At 69.4% G+C, this 15,730-nt stretch carries 17 protein-coding genes; 13 read left to right on the top strand and 4 right to left on the bottom strand.

Annotated features, from left to right (window positions below; all coding sequences use genetic code 11):
• The first annotated feature begins 133 nt into the window (after positions 1–133).
• The 13 genes from H0U68_RS17575 to H0U68_RS17515 all read left to right on the top strand — a co-directional run bounded on the left by H0U68_RS17575 (position 134) and on the right by H0U68_RS17515 (position 12,172).
• Positions 134–955, top strand: a complete 822-nt coding sequence (locus H0U68_RS17575) for a hypothetical protein (RefSeq protein WP_296357934.1) — start codon at positions 134–136, stop codon at positions 953–955.
• 29 nt (positions 956–984) lie between these two features.
• The gene (locus H0U68_RS17570) at positions 985–1,593 is read left to right on the top strand and encodes a GNAT family N-acetyltransferase (RefSeq protein ID WP_296357932.1); all 609 of its coding nucleotides are present in this window, start codon (positions 985–987) and stop codon (positions 1,591–1,593) included.
• On the top strand, positions 1,590–2,354 hold the full coding sequence (locus H0U68_RS17565; protein WP_296357931.1) for an alpha/beta fold hydrolase: 765 nt from the start codon (positions 1,590–1,592) through the stop codon (positions 2,352–2,354). Before H0U68_RS17570 ends, H0U68_RS17565 begins: the two co-directional genes overlap by 4 nt.
• Positions 2,351–2,950: a LysE family translocator gene (locus tag H0U68_RS17560; RefSeq protein ID WP_296357929.1), complete on the top strand. Its 600-nt coding sequence runs from the start codon at positions 2,351–2,353 to the stop codon at positions 2,948–2,950. The genes H0U68_RS17565 and H0U68_RS17560 overlap by 4 nt, the downstream gene beginning before the upstream one ends.
• Before the next feature lie 104 nt (positions 2,951–3,054).
• Positions 3,055–3,297 carry a hypothetical protein gene (locus H0U68_RS17555; protein ID WP_296357927.1) on the top strand — a complete coding sequence of 81 codons (243 nt, stop codon included), beginning with the start codon at positions 3,055–3,057 and terminating at the stop codon, positions 3,295–3,297.
• A gap of 768 nt (positions 3,298–4,065) precedes the next feature.
• Positions 4,066–5,184: a hypothetical protein gene (locus tag H0U68_RS17550; protein WP_296357925.1), complete on the top strand. Its 1,119-nt coding sequence runs from the start codon at positions 4,066–4,068 to the stop codon at positions 5,182–5,184.
• Positions 5,185–5,281: 97 nt separating this feature from the next.
• Positions 5,282–5,851 (top strand): hypothetical protein, encoded by a 570-nt coding sequence (locus tag H0U68_RS17545; protein ID WP_296357923.1) that lies wholly within the window; start codon positions 5,282–5,284, stop codon positions 5,849–5,851.
• A complete protein-coding gene (locus H0U68_RS17540; RefSeq protein ID WP_296357920.1) occupies positions 5,848–7,740 on the top strand; it encodes a prolyl oligopeptidase family serine peptidase in 1,893 nt (630 codons plus the stop codon). Before H0U68_RS17545 ends, H0U68_RS17540 begins: the two co-directional genes overlap by 4 nt.
• A gap of 15 nt (positions 7,741–7,755) precedes the next feature.
• Positions 7,756–8,886, top strand: a complete 1,131-nt coding sequence (hisC, locus tag H0U68_RS17535; RefSeq protein ID WP_296357919.1) for a histidinol-phosphate transaminase — start codon at positions 7,756–7,758, stop codon at positions 8,884–8,886.
• A complete protein-coding gene (locus tag H0U68_RS17530) occupies positions 8,883–9,692 on the top strand; it encodes a class I SAM-dependent methyltransferase (RefSeq protein WP_296357917.1) in 810 nt (269 codons plus the stop codon). The genes hisC and H0U68_RS17530 overlap by 4 nt, the downstream gene beginning before the upstream one ends.
• A 37-nt stretch (positions 9,693–9,729) precedes the next feature.
• On the top strand, positions 9,730–10,452 hold the full coding sequence (locus H0U68_RS17525) for a peroxiredoxin-like family protein (protein WP_296357914.1): 723 nt from the start codon (positions 9,730–9,732) through the stop codon (positions 10,450–10,452).
• A gap of 8 nt (positions 10,453–10,460) precedes the next feature.
• The gene (locus tag H0U68_RS17520; protein WP_296357912.1) at positions 10,461–11,948 is read left to right on the top strand and encodes an aminotransferase class V-fold PLP-dependent enzyme; all 1,488 of its coding nucleotides are present in this window, start codon (positions 10,461–10,463) and stop codon (positions 11,946–11,948) included.
• Positions 11,945–12,172 carry a sulfurtransferase TusA family protein gene (locus H0U68_RS17515; protein WP_296357910.1) on the top strand — a complete coding sequence of 76 codons (228 nt, stop codon included), beginning with the start codon at positions 11,945–11,947 and terminating at the stop codon, positions 12,170–12,172. Before H0U68_RS17520 ends, H0U68_RS17515 begins: the two co-directional genes overlap by 4 nt.
• 48 nt (positions 12,173–12,220) lie before the next feature.
• On the opposite strand, the gene H0U68_RS17510 is transcribed toward H0U68_RS17515, so the two are convergent.
• From H0U68_RS17510 to H0U68_RS17495, 4 genes are all read right to left on the bottom strand, one after another.
• Positions 12,221–13,276, bottom strand: coding sequence for a histidinol-phosphate transaminase (locus tag H0U68_RS17510; RefSeq protein ID WP_296357908.1), 1,056 nt, complete (start codon positions 13,274–13,276; stop codon positions 12,221–12,223).
• Positions 13,277–13,313: 37 nt separating this feature from the next.
• Complete coding sequence (locus tag H0U68_RS17505) at positions 13,314–13,553, bottom strand: hypothetical protein (protein ID WP_296357906.1); 240 nt, start codon at positions 13,551–13,553, stop codon at positions 13,314–13,316.
• A 32-nt stretch (positions 13,554–13,585) separates the two neighbouring features.
• On the bottom strand, positions 13,586–14,449 hold the full coding sequence (locus H0U68_RS17500; RefSeq protein ID WP_296357903.1) for a CmcJ/NvfI family oxidoreductase: 864 nt from the start codon (positions 14,447–14,449) through the stop codon (positions 13,586–13,588).
• 18 nt (positions 14,450–14,467) lie between these two features.
• The coding region (locus H0U68_RS17495; protein ID WP_296357901.1) for an NAD(P)-binding domain-containing protein at positions 14,468–15,730 on the bottom strand (1,263 nt) is incomplete at its 5' end.

The following is a 15,730-nucleotide window of genomic DNA, read 5'->3' as shown; positions in this document are numbered from 1 at the left end:
AAGCTCCTGCTGCGTCTGCCCATCCAGCTCAATCGACTTGGCGACCCGCATGGCATCACACCCCCTTGGCCATCGGAGTATGCCTTCGAGCGAAAGTTCAACTAATTCGCGCGCACTACACTAGGAGACCTCCATGGAACCGCTCTACACCACCCGGCTCATCCGCTTCAACGAAGAGCCGCAATCCGCGTCGCTGTCGCTCAAGGCCGCCATCCAAGCGCTCAAGACCGACGAAGCCACCGCGGCCCTGCTGGACATCACCTCGCCCGAGGATGCGCCCAGCTGGTACGACGACGACGGCTTCACCAGCTCGCCGTTCACCCGCAACGCGCACCACTCCGGCACGGTGGCCACCGCCGTCACCATGGGACAGCTGCAGCGCGAGCAGAAGGAGCGCCTGGTCGCCAAGGCGGGCGAATACTTCTCGGTCGCCGCGCGGATCAACGACGACCTGCGCCGCACCAAGTACGTGCGGCTGTTCAGCGAGGCGCTGGATGCGCGCCCGCTGACGATGGACGGGCTCTATCCGTACGAATTCCTGATGGCGACGCGGCGCATGTACGACCCACACGACGAGCCTTTCAATTTCGCGCCGCACTGCGACGACATCACCTATGGCCGCGACCCGGACAACTGGCCGATGCGCCAGCAGTATCCCAAGCAGATCGGCACCTTCCTGACCACCCAGTCGGCCGAGAACGACGCCGGCTTCGTGATGTGGGACTGCAGGCCGGCCTCGCGCGCGGTGCTGGACCGCATGCATGCCGAGTACCGCGAAAGCGGCACCATCGCGGAGCTGGACCGCTCGCCGCGCTTCACCGTGCGCCCGCGCCAGGGGCAGCTGCTGATGTTCCAGAGCAAGGTCATCCATGCGGTCGAGCGCTGCACCTCGCGGCGCCTCACCGTGGGCATGTTCCTGGTGGAGCAGGAGAACGGCTGGCGCTTCTTCGACTGAGCGCCGGGCGAGAGACGCGCGGTGATGACATGAACATCGACGACATCCAGGTACGCGAATTTTCCGGTGACGACATCGCCGGATTCCTCGAGTATTGGTACGACGGCGACCCCGCGTTCCTGAAGTCCCTGGGCGTGAACCCCGAGAAGTTGCCGCAACGGAGGAAGATGCGCGAGATGCTGGAGCTGGACATTGCGAGGCAGGGCCGCAACGGCAACCGGCCCAGCGCCCTGCTGGCCATCGCGCTGCAAGGACGCACCGTCGGCGTGCACGAACTGACCCACCTGCGGCCGCGCACGGGCGGCGCGCGTGCCGGCTTCGAGAGCGGCGTCATGCATGCCCACATCTGGCGCGCCGCGCACCGCGGCCGCGGCATCGCCCTGGCGTCCTACGTGCGGGCCATGCAGGACTATTTCAGGCGGTTCGCGCTGGACGCCGTGCTGTTCGAATCGCCGGCCCACAACAAGGGCGCCAACCGCATCAAGGAAAAACTGGGCATCGCGCCCAGCGGAGAAAGCGCCATGCGCTGGCCGCTGCTGGACGGCGCCGTTCGCACGTTGCAGTACCGCGTGACGCCGGCGGCACTGCCCGCCATCGAGCAGCGCATGCGCCAGGCGTGGCGGGAACGCAGCCGATGAACAGGCCCGGCGTCGCCATCCTCGGCCCGGTGGAGCGCCCCACCGCGCGCCTGCTGTGCCTGCCGCACGCCGGCGGCGCCGCCTCCACCTACAACCAGTGGCACCGGCTGGTGCCGCCCGGCGTGGAAGTCTGCGCCATCGAGTTGCCCGGCCGGGGCGCGCGCTTCAAGGAGCCCGCGCTGACCAGCATGGCCGCGGTGGTCGAACACGTCGCGGCACTCATCGAACCACTGGCCGACGTGCCCTACGTCCTGCTGGGACACAGCATGGGCGCCGTGGTGGCGCTGGAACTGGCGCGCGGCCGCAGCAGTGGCATGGGCGCGCCGCCGCTTGCGCTGGTGGTGGCCGGCTGCCGCGCGCCCTACCTGCCCCGGCCTTACCCGCAGCCCTTGTCCGGATTGCCCGACAACGAACTGGTGCGCGCGCTGGCCCGGCTGGAAGGCCTGCCGCTGCGGGTGCTGGAAATGCCCGGCTTCCTCAAAACATTTCTGCCCACCATCCGCGCCGACCTGCGCTGCCGCGAGCAGTGGCGCGACGACATGCGCCAAGTGGACGTTCCGCTGCACGTGCTCGGTGGCCGCGGCGACACGGCCGTGCCCGAGGCCGACCTGGAGGCCTGGAAGGTGTACACCGCGCGGCCGATTCACCTGCGCATGTTCGACGGCGGGCATTTCTTCGTGCGCGACAACCAGGCGCAAGTGATCGACTACCTGGCCGCGCAGGTGCTGCGGCCGTCACGACAAACCCAGGAGGACCCATGAATTCCGCGCCACTGCTGCCGCTTTTTCTCTTCGTGGTCATCGCGACCGTTTCGCCCGGCGGCGCCACGGCGCTGGCGACGGCGTCGGGCGCGCAATTCGGTTTTCGCCGCAGCATCCCGCTGATCATCGGCATCGCCATCGGCCTGGCGTCGCTGGCGGCGGCATCCGCCGCGGGCCTGGCCGGCCTGTTCCTGGCCCTGCCCTCGTTCCAGATCATTTTGAAGGCGGTGGGCTCGATCTACCTGCTGTGGCTGGCGTGGAACATCATGCGCAGCGGCAAGCCGAACCTGGACGCCAAGAAAGAAAAGCCGATCAGCTTCGTCGCGGGCATTCTGCTGTTGTGGCTGAACCCCAAGGGCTGGACCATGACGCTGGGCGCCGCGGCCAGCTTCGCCGCGCTCGCCTCCAGCCCGACAAAGCTGGCCGCGCTGCTCGGCGCGTCGTTCGGCATCTCCGCGCTGGTGTCGCTGTCGATCTGGTGCGTGGCCGGCCTGGTTCTGGCGCGGCTGCTGCGCACCGAGATGCACTGGCGCGTGACGAACGTGATCCTGGGGCTGCTGCTGGCGGCGTCGATCATTCCGATCTGGATGGAGTGACGCACGCGCCGCGTGCGAACGGCGTCACAGCTTAGGCCGTGCAAAAATCACAGGTTTGCTGGCTGGCGGAAGCGCTATCCTCGCGCGAACCGTCCAGCCACCCAGTGAAAGTCATCCGCTTCCGCTCCCCGCACCCCGATCCGTCGATGCGCCACAGCTACGCGCTGATCGTCGCGAGCTGGACGGAGCGCATCGCCCTGCGCCGCATCATGCGCGCGCATCCGGGGCTGTATTTCGCGGGCAACCAGCCGTATGCGAAGGCCATGGGCGCGAGCTTCGTGCTCCGGGCCAAGCCGGTCTCCACGCTGCGCCGGAACAGCGATTTCGTGCAGTCATGCTGGATGTGAGTTCGGCCGACCGACGCACGACGCTCCAGAAGCCTCGCTGACCCTGGCGGGCGGGCGGGCGGGCGGGCTGCAGGCAATTCTCGAAAGCGCCGCCAATGCGTTGTTGACATTGGCCTGAAGGCGCTTTGCCACGGTCACGCGCATCCTGCGCAATCCCAGTTGGACACGCTGCATTGTTCTTGCGAACTTCGAGCTCCTCCGTTCATAACGCGAAGGTGCGCGTGAAATAGATTCAACCTTCTACCTCACATCTTCAACACCAAAATAGTGCATCTTTTTCCAGATGCCAGATCACACCGGCATCTCTGCTGCAAACACCTTCCCAACGAAGGCAACTTGGCCCTCTGTCACCACAGTCTTCTCATCCACTGGAACACCATGCGCATCGCGTGTTGCATCGCGATCTGCACCACGCATACATTGAATTTTGACAACGTACAAAGTTGTCAATCCATGCAATCGAATCTCCACTTCGATATAGCGGTAGTAAATATTAGAGTGAGATTTATCCTGGGACAGTTGACGCTAATGCTGCACGGAAATAATCTTCGTTCAACAGGTGGCGAGCAGCCCCTCACAGTCTACCGGGGGTCGGTAGGCCGCACCCGAAAGGTGCGGTTTTCTTCAACTTGTCTCAAGGAGAATTTCATGAGCATCAAGCACGTTACGACCAAGACGGTCGCTTTCCTTTACTTCTAATCGGAAGTAAAGCGGCAGTCGGGGATTCTCTCCGGCTGCCCGCATCGATTGCGAAAGGGAGAAGACTAAATGTTCGAAAAAGCAATGTATGCGCCGTACCATGACACATCGTTCGCGATGGGCGCGAAGGGGCTCAACGTCTCGTCGCCCTGGATGTCGCTCGATGTGGAGGTGGACGACGACCGCAAAAACGCGCTGACGCAGCTGGTCGCAAAGATCGGCGAGGGCCGCGACGAGGTCCTGCGCGAGGCCGAGGCGCAAGAGTTCCTGAGTTTCTTCGCGGGTTTTCCGCTGGTGCACGCCCTGCCGCGCAAGCTGGCGTTGGCCGGCGCACCCACCTATGCGAGCGCGGCCCCCGAGCTGCTGGCCGCCAAGGGCCCGAGGGAGTTCCTCGCGGCGATCAATCCATTCGACGACCTCGTGATCGACGAGGCCTTCTCATACTTCGACGCCACCTGGCGCTGGGACGCCAGGGAGATCGAGGACGCTTCGCGCATCCCCGGCGCCGACCTGTTCGATCCGCTGTCGGCCTACACCGCGATCCGCGCCAGGCGGCTGCAGTACCAGGTGCAGCAGTCCGGGCTGGCCCAGGACCTGCTGGCCCGCGTGAAGAAGCTGCGCGCGTCGGACGAAGCCTCGTTCTTCGGCGTGCTGGCCACCCTGCTGGCGCAGCAGTACTACGTCACCCGCGAGTGCTGCTCCTGTCTCGATCCGGCCATCGCCCACCACGCGCTGATCCGCGACCAGATCCTCGCGTACAAGGACGAGGAACTGCACCACGACCGCCTGATCCTCAAGAGCATCCGCGAGCTGTCCGACGAGGACACCAAGGATTTCTTCTTCGCGCCGGAAGTGCGGCTGGAGATCGAGGTCATCAAGTACGCCGCCAGGACGTGCGCGCTGGGCTTCTCGGCCCTGGTCTCCATCATGGAGGGCACCGTCTATCCCGAGAGCGACCCGGTCGGCGACATCCTCAAGGAGTCGTCCAAGCCCTCGGCCCATGTCGGCGTGGAATCCCACTTCCAGGTCAACAAGCGCGGCAACCACACCGCGATCCCCGAAGCCTTCGTGATGGAGCTGCCGCCCGTGACGCAGCAGACCATCGCCATCGCGACGCGGCTGGCCGAAGTCACCATCCTCCTGGACACCGGCCTCGCCCGGACGATGCTGCAACGACTGGAGCATTAGCTCCACGCCACGGTTCGGCAGCCGCAGTGCTTCCTCCGGCCCTATGGGCCGGGGTGCGCCGCTGCATTGCCTTCACGCAATGGCTGAGGAACATCCCATGTCCAACGTTGAACTCGAACCATGTTCGCACGCCGGCATCCAGGTGCTGCGGCAGGAGAACGACCGGCTGCTGGAGGAAATCCGGCATTGCGAGACCCTGCTGTCCCACCTGCGGGCGATGAACACGGGGCTTCGGCTGAGCGATCGCGAGCGGGCTATGCAGCTGGAATACGCGATCCAGAACGGCATCAGCCGCAGGCGTGCGCGCGTGCTGCTCGTCGCCTCCTGGTCCACCGCCCAGAAGAGCCGCGCCGCGGGGCCTCCGGATGCCGTTCTGAGGAACGCGATCCACCGCCTGCGCGGCGAGAACCCGGGCTTCGGCATCCGCCGGATCCGGGAGCTGCTCGCGAACTCCGGCATCCGCGCGAGCAAGTGCCGCTGCGAAAGCATCTGGAAGGAGTGCATCCGCGCCGAGCGCCAGCGCGCGCAGGAGCTGGATGCGCCGCCGGGACGGGCCAGGCCATCCCCGGGCCGGTCCGCGCGCCAGCCCGCCGGTCCGTCGCTGGAAGGCTGCATGCACCTCTGGTACTCCCCGCCCCGCGCGGGCTGCGAGCAGGAGGCCCCGTGAGCGCTGCGATGCCGGTGGCCGCCGACCACGCCGCGCTGCGCGGGTGGGACGAGTGCCTGCGCGTGGACGCGACGGGCCTGTGGTGGCTGCAGCGGGACGCGGAGTCCGGCCGCTCGCATCTTCGCAGCGCCTCGGCCGACGGGCGCCCGCGCCCGCCCGAGGACGCCGGGCAGGACATCCGCAGCGAGGTCCAGGGCTATGGGGGCGGCGCGTTCTGCCTGTGCGAGGGCGTCGTCGCCGCCGTCCAGGGCGACGACGGCGCCGTCCATGCGATGCGCCCGGGCGAGCCGCCGCGCGCCATCAGCCGCCCCGGCCCCTGCACACACGGCGACCTGGCCTACGACCGCCACCGGCGCGCGGTGGTGTGCGTGCGCGAGACGCTGTCCGACGACCCGGCGGCGCGCATCACCGAGATCGTGGCCCTACCGCTGGACGGTTCGCAGGCCTGCCGCGTGCTCGCCGGCACGCCCGGGTTCCTGGCCTCGCCGCGGGTGAGCCCCTGCGGCCGCTACCTGGCCTGGATCCGCTGGGATTTTCCGGCCATGCCCTGGGACCAGTCGGTCCTGGAAGTCGTGGCACTGGGCGAGGGGGACGCGCCGCCCGTGCCCATCCACCGCATGGGGCGCCCCGGCGTGAGCGTGATCGAGCCGCTGTGGGCGGACGACGGCACGCTGTATGTCCTCGACGACGCGTCGGGCTGGTGGAACCCGGTCGCCTGGCGGCCCGGCGATCCACCCCGGGCCGTGCTGCGCGACGCGCTGGAGTTCGGCTTTCCGCCCTACATGCTGGGCATCCGCAGCCATGCGGTCGCGCCGGCGTCCGCCGGCAGGCCCGCCACCTGGCTCGGCGTGGCCTGGCGCGCCGGCTCGCCGGTGTGCGTCGCGCTGGAGCCGGGCAGCGGCAGGCGCCGCGAACTCGCGCTGCCCTTCGAAGAGGTGCGCGGCCTGCAGTTCCACCAGGGCTTCTTCTGGTTCGCCGGCGTCAGCGCGGACGAACCGGCGTGCATCGTGCGGCTGGAGCCCGGCACCTGGGCCTGGACCCGCGTGCACAGTCTGCTGCCGCCGCCGGCCTGGCGCGCCGTCGCTGCGGTGCCGGTCGCGTTCACCGCCCGCGACGGCATGCGGCTGCACGCGCATGCCTATGTCCCGCCGGGCGGGGACGCTCCCCGGGGCCACCCGCTCGTGGTCAACGTGCACGGCGGCCCGACCGGCATCGCCACCCGCGCGTTCGACCCCACCGCGCAGTTCTGGGTGCGTGCCGGCTTCGCCTACCTCGAGGTCAACCACCGGGGCAGTTCCGGTTTCGGCCGCGCCTACCGGGAGGCGCTGAACGGGCACTGGGGCGTCGCGGACGCGAGCGATTGCGTCGATGCGGTGGACCACCTGTGCGAGCTGCTGCCGATCGATGCGCGCCGCGTGTTCATCCGCGGCAACAGCGCCGGCGGGTTCACCGTGCTGCGCGCGCTCGGCGCGCACCGGCGGTTCACGGCGGGCGCCTGCTACTACGGCGTGTCGGACCTGGCGCGGCTGTGCACCCACACGCACAAGTTCGAGTCGCAGTACACCTTCTCGCTGCTGGGGCCCTATCCCGCCCGCGGCGCGCTGTACGAGGAGCGCTCGCCGCTCTCGCAACCCCGGCGCCTGTCGGCGCCGGTGATCTTCTTCCAGGGCGGCCGGGATCGCATCGTCGAGCCGTCGCAGACCCGGAACCTGGCGCGCGCCATGCAGGCCCGGCAGCTGCCCTCGGCCTACGTGGAGTTTCCTGACGAGGGCCACGGATTCCGCAAGAGCCGCAATTTCGCGCAGGCACTCGAGATGGAGCGGCTGTTCTACGCCGCGTCCCACGCCGCCGCAGGCGCCTCATCCACCCGGGCGCCCATCGGCGCCTGACGACGGAGACACCGAATGCCGTCCCACCTTCCCGGCGCCGCCCCCCTGGCCAACGACTTCGTCCTGCGCGCGCCCGACTACCGGCCCGGGGACGCAGCCGTCCACACGCGCGATGCCGTGCGCCTGTGCAGCAACGAGAACCCCTATGGCGACGCGCAGCGGCTGCGGGAACTCTGGTCGCGCGCCGCGGACCTGCACATCGGCCACTATCCCGACAACGGCTACCCCGCCCTGCACCAGGCCCTGGCCCGGCTGCACGGCCTCGCGCCCGACCATGTGCTGGTGGGCAACGGCTCGTCGGAGCTGCTCACCCTGGTGGCGCGAGCCTACCTGGGGCCGGGCCGCACCGCGGTCCGCTCGAGCGATTCGTTCGCGCTGTTCTCGGTGGTCAGCCGGCTGGTGGGCGCCGAAGTCGCCGAGGTGCCGTCCGTACGCTACGGGCACGACGCCGGCGCGCTGGCCGCGGCGTCGGCCCGGGCGCAGGTGCTGTTCATCGACAACCCCTGCAATCCCACCGGCCGCTACCTTCCGGCCGCCGAGGTCGAGGCCCTGCTGCGCGCCACGCCTCGGTCGGTGCTGGTGGTGGTCGACGAAGCCTATGCGGAGTACGTGACCGCGCCGGACTACGGGTCGTGCACCGGCCTGGTCGGCGAGTTTCCCAACCTGCTGATCGTCCGCACGCTGTCCAAGGCCTATGGGCTGGCCGGGCTCAGGGTGGGCTACTGCATCGGCTCGCCCGCGGTGCTGCGCATGCTGGAGCGGCTGCGCCCGCCGTTCAGCGTCAACTCTTTCGCCGCGCAGGTCGCGCTGGCCGCGCTGGCCGACCAGCGCTTCGTGGCCGACTGCCGCACGCGCAACGAGGCGGAGCGCCGGCGCATCGAGTCGCACCCGCGCGTAGCCGCATGCCTGGCCGCGCCGGGCTGCGCCAACTTCGTGTTCCTGCACTCGCCGCACGCCGCGCGACTGCATGCGCGGTTGAAGGAGCACGGCGTCCACGTGCTGGCCTTTCCCGACGCCCCGTCCTACCTGCGGGTGACGGTGGGCACGCGCGAAGAGAACCAGCGCTTTCTCGACGCGTTCGAAGCCGCGGCCCGCGACCTCGATCGACCCCACACCCGCCACCCCGAACACAAGGAGCAACCATGACCACCACCTCCGTCACGGAGAGACAAGCGCCACCGCCCGAAGTGGTGGCCGAAGGCTTCAACGAGGAGCGCGCCCAGACCTACGCGGCGGCCACCCGCATGGCGCCGGACGCGCGCCGCAACGAGGCGCTGCAGGTCGGCTACGCGCTGGACCGCCTGGTCGCCGCCCCGCTGCAGCGCGTGGTGGAGCTGGGCACCGGGCAGGGATTCGGGACCGCGCGCATTCTGGAGCGGCTGGCGCCGGACGGCGTGGTCCACGGCGTCGACGCGTCGCCGTTCATGCTCGGCCACGCCAAGGAGGACAAGCGCCTGAAGCGCCACGCTGGCGCGCTGGACCAGCTGCAGCTGCAGGCCGATTCGGCCGACCTGGCGTTCTCGATCGCGGCCTTCCACCACATCCCGAACAAGTGGATCACGCTGGAGGAGGTCCGCCGGGTGCTCAAGCCCGGCGCGGCCTTCCTGATCGTCGACGTCGCGCACGACACGCCCGCGCAGCGGACCTTCGACTACATCGTGCGGCCGTACTGCACGTCCGGCCACGACGCCGATTTCCTGGACAAGGCATGGGCGTCCGTGCTGGCCCGGCGCGCCGGCTTCACGCTGGAGGCGGTCCGGGTGGAGGACACCGACTGGCACTTCGCCAGCGAGCCGCAGATGCTGGAGTACGTGCGCGACCTCTTCTGCCTGCACCTGCCGCTGCCGGAGATCCGGGTGCTGCTGGACCGCTGGCTGGCGCCCTACCAGGCCGAGGGCGGCCGCTGGGTGCTGCCCTGGTCCCTGGGCTTCTACACGCTGCGCAAGCCGTGAACCGCATGCGCGCACGACCGTCCACACAGGAGACACCATGAGCATCGACACACCGAACACGCAGGCCAGGCCCGCGACCCTGGACAGCCTGCCCTCGCTTGCGGAGAAGACCTCCGCCTTCTTCCAGCAGTACCTGCGCAAGGAAAAGCCCGAGGTGATCGCGCTGAAGGCGCAGGTCCAGGCGGAACTGACCGCCTCGGGCATCGGCAAGACCTGCCTGCAGGCCGGCGCCAAAATGCCCATGTTCGTGCTGCCCAATGCCAACGGCGAAACCGTCGCGGCCGAGGCGCTGCTCGCGCGCGGGCCGCTGGTGATCTCCTTCTACCGCGGCGCCTGGTGCGGTTTCTGCAACCTGGAGATGCGGGCGCTGCAGGACGCCGTGCCCTTCATCCGCGAAGCGGGCGGCGAGCTGGTCGCCATCTCGCCCGACGTGTCCGACGGGCCGAGCGAGCTGGCCGAGACCTTCGGCGTGGACTTCGACCTGCTGCTCGACCGCGGCAACGCGGTGGCACGGGCCTTCGGGCTGACCTATGCGATGGACGAGAGGCTGCGGCCGCTGTACAAGGACGGCTTCGGCATCGACATCGGCAGCTACAACGAGGATCCTTCCTGGGAGCTGCCGCTCACCGCGACCTACATCGTGGACGGCTCCGGCACCATCGTCGAGGCCTTCACCGACCCGGACCACACCCAGCGCATGGAGCCCAGGGACATCGTGCTGCGGCTGCGGTCCCTGCGCGGCGCCCAGGCGGGCCGCTGAGTGGCCGCATGACCACCGACCTCGGGCCGCTCGCGAGCGATTTCGTGGGCCTGGAAACCTCCTACCGGACGGGCAGGCGGCCGCGGCGCCGGCACTACCTGGACTCCGCCGCGACCACGCTGATGATGCGGACGGCGCAGGACGTGTCGCTGGAGTTCCTGAAGCACCACGGCAACCCCCACACCACGGCCCATTCCTCGGCGCGCTCGGCCACGGCCGCCCTGCATTGGGCGCGCGACGTGGTCCGCGGCTTCCTCGGTGCCGACGACCGGTACACGGCCTTGTTCATGGGCGCGGGCTCCACGGCCTGCGCGAACCGCCTGGCGTTCAGCCTGGCCCGCAGCCGCCCCGGCAAGCCCCTGGTGCTGGTGAGTTCGATGGAGCACCATTCGAACGACCTGCCGCACCGCCGCCATTCGACCGTGCTGCGGGTGCCGCTCGCCACAGCGGGCCAGGCGCCCGGGGCCGTCGCGATGGACAGGCTCGAGGAGCTGCTCGCGCGGCACAGCGGCCAGGTGAACTACGTGGCCGTGACGGGCGCGAGCAACGTCACCGGCCTGGTCAACCCGATCCACGACATCGCCGAACTCGCCCACCGGCACGGCGCCCTGGTGGTGGTCGACGGCGCGCAGATGGTGGCCCACATGCCGGTGCGCCTGGCCCAGCCGGATCCCCGGCGGGACATCGACGCCTTCTTCTTTTCCGGCCACAAGGCGTACGCGCCCGGCTCGCCCGGCGGCCTGGTGGTGAAGACGCAGTTGCTGGCCGGATGCACGCCGCTCGAGCTGGGCGGCGGCATCGTGCGCGACGTGACCGAGTCGTCCTACGCGCTCGACCCGGACGGCGAAGTGCGTGAGCAGGCCGGCACGCCGAACGTTACCGGCACCGTCACGCTCGCCGCCGCGCTGGCCGCGCTGGGACAGGTCGGCATGGAGGCCATCCAGGCGCACGAGCAGCGGCTGCTGGCCCATGCGCTGGAGCGGCTCGCCGGCGTCCCCGGCCTGGAGATCTACGGCCCCACGGACCTCGCGGCCGCGCCGCGCGTGGGCTGCATCAGCTTCAACCTCCGGCACATGGAGCATGCGCTGGTGGCCACCGCGCTCAACGACGACTTCAACGTGTCGGTGCGCGACGGCTGCTTCTGCGCGCACCCATACGTGCGGGTGCTGCTCAAGGAGTCGCTGCAGGAACTGGAGATCGAGTCGCTCAGCGCGCTGGAGATCGAACACCTGGCGGAGCGGCGCCGCGGCATGGTGCGCGCCAGCTTCGGCCTGTACACCACCGAGACGGACATCGACGCGCTGGTGGACGGCCTGGCGGCGATCGGCCGGCAGGAGGCCCACTACCGCGGCCGCTATGACGTCGACGCGCACGGCGCGCGTCCGAGGAACGCCGGCGCGGCCGGCGGTGCCGGGGCCGCGCTGTTTTCACCGCAGGCGGCGCTCGAGGCCGCGCTTGGCCGGCGCCGTGCCGCCGTCGGAGAACCGCAGCCATGACCATCGACCAGGAACTCGACGCGCGGGGACACACCTGTCCCCTGCCGGTCCTCAAGCTGCGCAAGCTGCTGATGCGCATGCAGCCCGGCGAGGTCGCGCGCGTGATCGTGAGCGACGCCGAGTCGGCATCGGACGTGCCCGCGTTCGCGCTGCGCAAGGGGCACAAGGTCCTGTCGTCCGAGCAGCAGGCGGACGAATGGACCTTCACGATCCAGCGCGGCTGAGAGGGCGCGCCGCACCGCACCGCACCGCACCGCACCGCACCGCGCGGTTCAGGTGATCTCGGCCAGCGCCGCGAGCAGCGCCTGGATCTGCGCCTCGTCGCCCACGGTGATGCGCAGGTGGTCTTCGATGCGCGGCTGCGCGAACCGGCGCACCAGGATGCGCCGTTCCCGGAGGGCCGCAACCAGGGGCGCGCCGGCGTGCCGGCGGTGGCGCGCGAAGACGAAATTCGCGAGCGACGGGAGCACGTCGAACCCAAGCGCCTCGAGGCCGGCGGCCAGCACGGCCCGGCGCGTCGCGGTGACGGTCCGCACCCGCTCCAGGTGCGCCGTGTCCTGCATCGCCGCGATGGCGCCGGCGATCGCCAGGCTGCCCAGCGGGTAGGCGTTGAAGCTGTTCTTGACGCGCTCCAGTCCGGAAATCAGGTCGGCGTGGCCGATCGCGAAGCCCACGCGCAGCCCGGCCAGGCCGCGCGACTTCGACAGGGTCTGCACCACCAGCAGGTTGGGATGGCGGTGCACCAGGGGAATGGCCGTGTCCGCGCCGAAGTCCACATAGGCTTCGTCCACCACCACGGCCGATGCCGGGTTGGCGTCCAGCAGCGACGCGATGTCCGATAGCGGCAAGGCGCGGCCGGTCGGCGCATTCGGGTTCGCGAACACGATGCCGCCGCTGGGGCGCTGGTACGCGGCGACGTCCAGCGCGAACGCGTCGGACAGCGGGACCGCCACCCGCTCGATCCCGAACAGCGCGCAATAGGACGCGTAGAAGTTGTAGCCGATGTCCGGCATCAGCAGCGGCAGCGGATGCTTGAGCAAGGCCAGGAACGCGTGCGCGAGCACCTCGTCGGAGCCGTTGCCGACGAACACCTGCGACGGCTCCACGCCGTGGTGCCGCGCGATGACGGCGCGCAACGCGGCCGCGTCGGGATCGGGATAGAGCTTCAGCCGCGGCGAGACCGCATCGCGCAGCGCCGCCAGGACGCTTTCGGACGGCCCGAGCGGGCTTTCATTGGTGTTGAGCTTGATCCATCCCGGGTCGTTGCACTGCTCGCCGGGCGTGTAGGGCCGAAGCGTGTGGACGGTGGAACTCCAGAATCGGCTCATGGGACGGTGTGCGATGTGGGTGGGAGCAAGGCTTGCGTCATTGCTTGCGGTTGGCCTTGGAGAGCAGCGCCGACAGCAGGTCGATCTCGGCCTTGCGATCGGCGAGCAGTTTCACCAGCCGGGCGTGTTCCCGATCGTGTTCCTTCAGCAGGCGCACTTGCGCGGGGCTCAGCACATCATAGCGTTTGCGCCACAGGTAGATGGACTGCTTGGAGACCTGGAACGCCTTCGCCGCGCCGGCCACCGAGTCGCTGCGGGCGCGCTCCAGGATGCTCACGATCTCCTGCTCGGTGAATCCCTTTTTCGGGCTCATCCGGCATCCGTCCGATGCGTGTCGGGGTCGCCGTAAAAGACCAGGACGCGCGTCTCGCAGCTGATCCGCCAGCGCGCGTCGGGGGAGGCATGGGGATCGTCGAAGGCCGAATGCGGCGTGTAGCGGGCGACGTCCTCGCGGCTGTCGTGGAGCTTGAAGACCAGCGCCTCCGACGGCTGCATCCCGGAAAAGTAGTACCAGTCCTGGCGCGGCGACCACTTTAGGTTGCGCCCGACATACGGCTGCAGGGCCTCTCCCGGCCGGTAGCCCATGGCGACGTCGATGAAATCGCCCTCGCCCACGGTGCGCGCGTGGCAGAGCGCGAGCGGCGTCTTCTCCACCGGCCGGATCGGCCGCCACACGTTGATCGCGGCCCAGCGCTGGCGGAATAGCGCGTCCGCTGCCTCGGTCCCGAGGAGCTGCCGGCCGAACAGGCGAAGGCTGTCCTCGGTGTAGTCGAGGTGGGCGGTGCGCGCCGCACGCCGCGTGTCCTTGCGCTGGCCGCTGTCGTCGCGCACCATGAAGGAATAGATGAGCGCGCGCTGCGCGCCTGTCACGCGCCTGACCAGGCGCTCGACCTCGGGATAGTAGATGCCCTCGATCTGCGCCATGTCGAGGAAATCGGCGACGTCGCTGGGCGCGTGGGCCAGCTCGAAACCGTTCGCGTCCAGCGACCACGCGGCGGCGGGATGGCGCGCGTCGGTGATCCTGGTCGCATGCCCTTCGAAGCGGCAGGTGGAGTGTTCCAGGGCGAGTGCGTAGACGATCCCCGGCTCCGGCGTGGGACAGGCATAGCGGATCTCGGCGACCGCGCCTCGCCAGGCGGTGGACGTGGGTGTTTCGCGCTGCGGGTCGGACATAGGGCAACCACCTCGGGATCAGCCCAGGCGCGCGATGCGGCCCACCAGCCTGCCCACCATCTGCTCGGTGCCGAAGACGACATTCGACTGCGGCCCGAAGCGCAGCGCGGCCCATGCGCCGGTGAAGAACATGCCCGGCGTCGAACTTTCGCCGGATTCGTCGAGCAGGGGCAGCGACGCATGGTGGGCCAGCGGCTCCTGCAGGCTCAGCGCGAACGGCAGCCTGCCGATGCCCGGGCGAAATCCGGTGGCGCAGAGGACCGCGTCGTAGGTGGCCACCCCGCCGGCTTCGAACGCGACCTCGACCTCGCCGCCGCCGGTCAGCCTGGCCGACACCACCTCGGTGCCGGGTTTCAGCGCGGCGCAGGCGGCGAGCGCGGGCGCCAGCACGGGCTCGATCGACCGCGGCAGCAGCGTGTAGACGTTGCGGGTGCGCCAGGCCTCGCCGCTGTAGATGAACGCGTTCCTGATCAGGTATTCCCGGCGCTGGCGCTCCAGGGTGGGCTCGTCGTGCATGCTGCTGTAGACGACGGCTTTCGCGCGGAAGGCCATGTCGACCGCGGCCGCGCCCTTGCCCGCCGCATCGATGCAGGCTTCGGCGGCGGTCTGGCCCGCGCCGATGACCAGCACTCGCTTGCCCGCGGCATCGAAGCCGGCGGCGCGCGACGAATGCATGACCTTGGCCGGATCCGGGAACTCCGCAGCCCACCGGGGCAGCGTCTCGGTGCCGGCCACGCCGGTGGCGACCACCACCTGGCGCGCCGCGATGGTCCTGCCGTTCGCCAGGCGCGCGCGAAAGCCCGTGGAATCCTGCTCGAGAGCTTCGACATGCGCCTCGTCCGCCGCGATGTCGAAGTGGTTCGCGAACGAGCGCATGAAGACCACGTATTCCGTCGAGAACAGCGTGCGCAGCTTGCGCTGCCCAATGTCGGGCACGTAGCCGGCGACCCAGGACTGCAGGATGCCGGTCCCCTCGGGATTGCTGGGGCAGCTGTTGGCCAGCGTGGAGCGCATCTGCCGCAGCGGCATCCAGTCCGGCTTCCACAGCGCCATCGGCGTGCCCACGATCTCGAACGGGACGCCGAGGAACCGCAGGTGGGAGGCGAGCGACAGCCCGTAGGTGACCTGCCCCCTCCTGCCGTACCAAGTGAACCGAGGAAGTCCGGGGGTTGCAAGATTAATCGATCTGCGTGGGGGTTGAAGTGGATCGAGTTGCATCGCCAGCGCGCTGGCGATGCAACTCGGCGAAGCGAGCCGGTGGGATGCGGCCCAGACTGCTGT

This window comes from Ramlibacter sp. (assembly GCF_013697775.1).
GTDB lineage: Bacteria > Pseudomonadota > Gammaproteobacteria > Burkholderiales > Burkholderiaceae_C > Ramlibacter.
This window is presented reverse-complemented; position numbering and strand designations above follow the sequence as displayed.

What these genes read in the sequence shown, in the direction of transcription:
- H0U68_RS17575 (WP_296357934.1), top strand. Translation starts at nt 134, where the DNA reads ATGGAACCGCTCTACACCACCCGGCTCATCCGCTTCAACGAAGAGCCG.
- H0U68_RS17570 (WP_296357932.1), top strand. Translation starts at nt 985, where the DNA reads ATGAACATCGACGACATCCAGGTACGCGAATTTTCCGGTGACGACATC.
- H0U68_RS17565 (WP_296357931.1), top strand. Translation starts at nt 1,590, where the DNA reads ATGAACAGGCCCGGCGTCGCCATCCTCGGCCCGGTGGAGCGCCCCACC.
- H0U68_RS17560 (WP_296357929.1), top strand. Translation starts at nt 2,351, where the DNA reads ATGAATTCCGCGCCACTGCTGCCGCTTTTTCTCTTCGTGGTCATCGCG.
- H0U68_RS17550 (WP_296357925.1), top strand. Translation starts at nt 4,066, where the DNA reads ATGTTCGAAAAAGCAATGTATGCGCCGTACCATGACACATCGTTCGCG.
- H0U68_RS17545 (WP_296357923.1), top strand. Translation starts at nt 5,282, where the DNA reads ATGTCCAACGTTGAACTCGAACCATGTTCGCACGCCGGCATCCAGGTG.
- hisC (WP_296357919.1), top strand. Translation starts at nt 7,756, where the DNA reads ATGCCGTCCCACCTTCCCGGCGCCGCCCCCCTGGCCAACGACTTCGTC.
- H0U68_RS17530 (WP_296357917.1), top strand. Translation starts at nt 8,883, where the DNA reads ATGACCACCACCTCCGTCACGGAGAGACAAGCGCCACCGCCCGAAGTG.
- H0U68_RS17525 (WP_296357914.1), top strand. Translation starts at nt 9,730, where the DNA reads ATGAGCATCGACACACCGAACACGCAGGCCAGGCCCGCGACCCTGGAC.
- H0U68_RS17520 (WP_296357912.1), top strand. Translation starts at nt 10,461, where the DNA reads ATGACCACCGACCTCGGGCCGCTCGCGAGCGATTTCGTGGGCCTGGAA.
- H0U68_RS17515 (WP_296357910.1), top strand. Translation starts at nt 11,945, where the DNA reads ATGACCATCGACCAGGAACTCGACGCGCGGGGACACACCTGTCCCCTG.
- H0U68_RS17510 (WP_296357908.1), bottom strand. Translation starts at nt 13,276, where the DNA reads ATGAGCCGATTCTGGAGTTCCACCGTCCACACGCTTCGGCCCTACACG.
- H0U68_RS17500 (WP_296357903.1), bottom strand. Translation starts at nt 14,449, where the DNA reads ATGTCCGACCCGCAGCGCGAAACACCCACGTCCACCGCCTGGCGAGGC.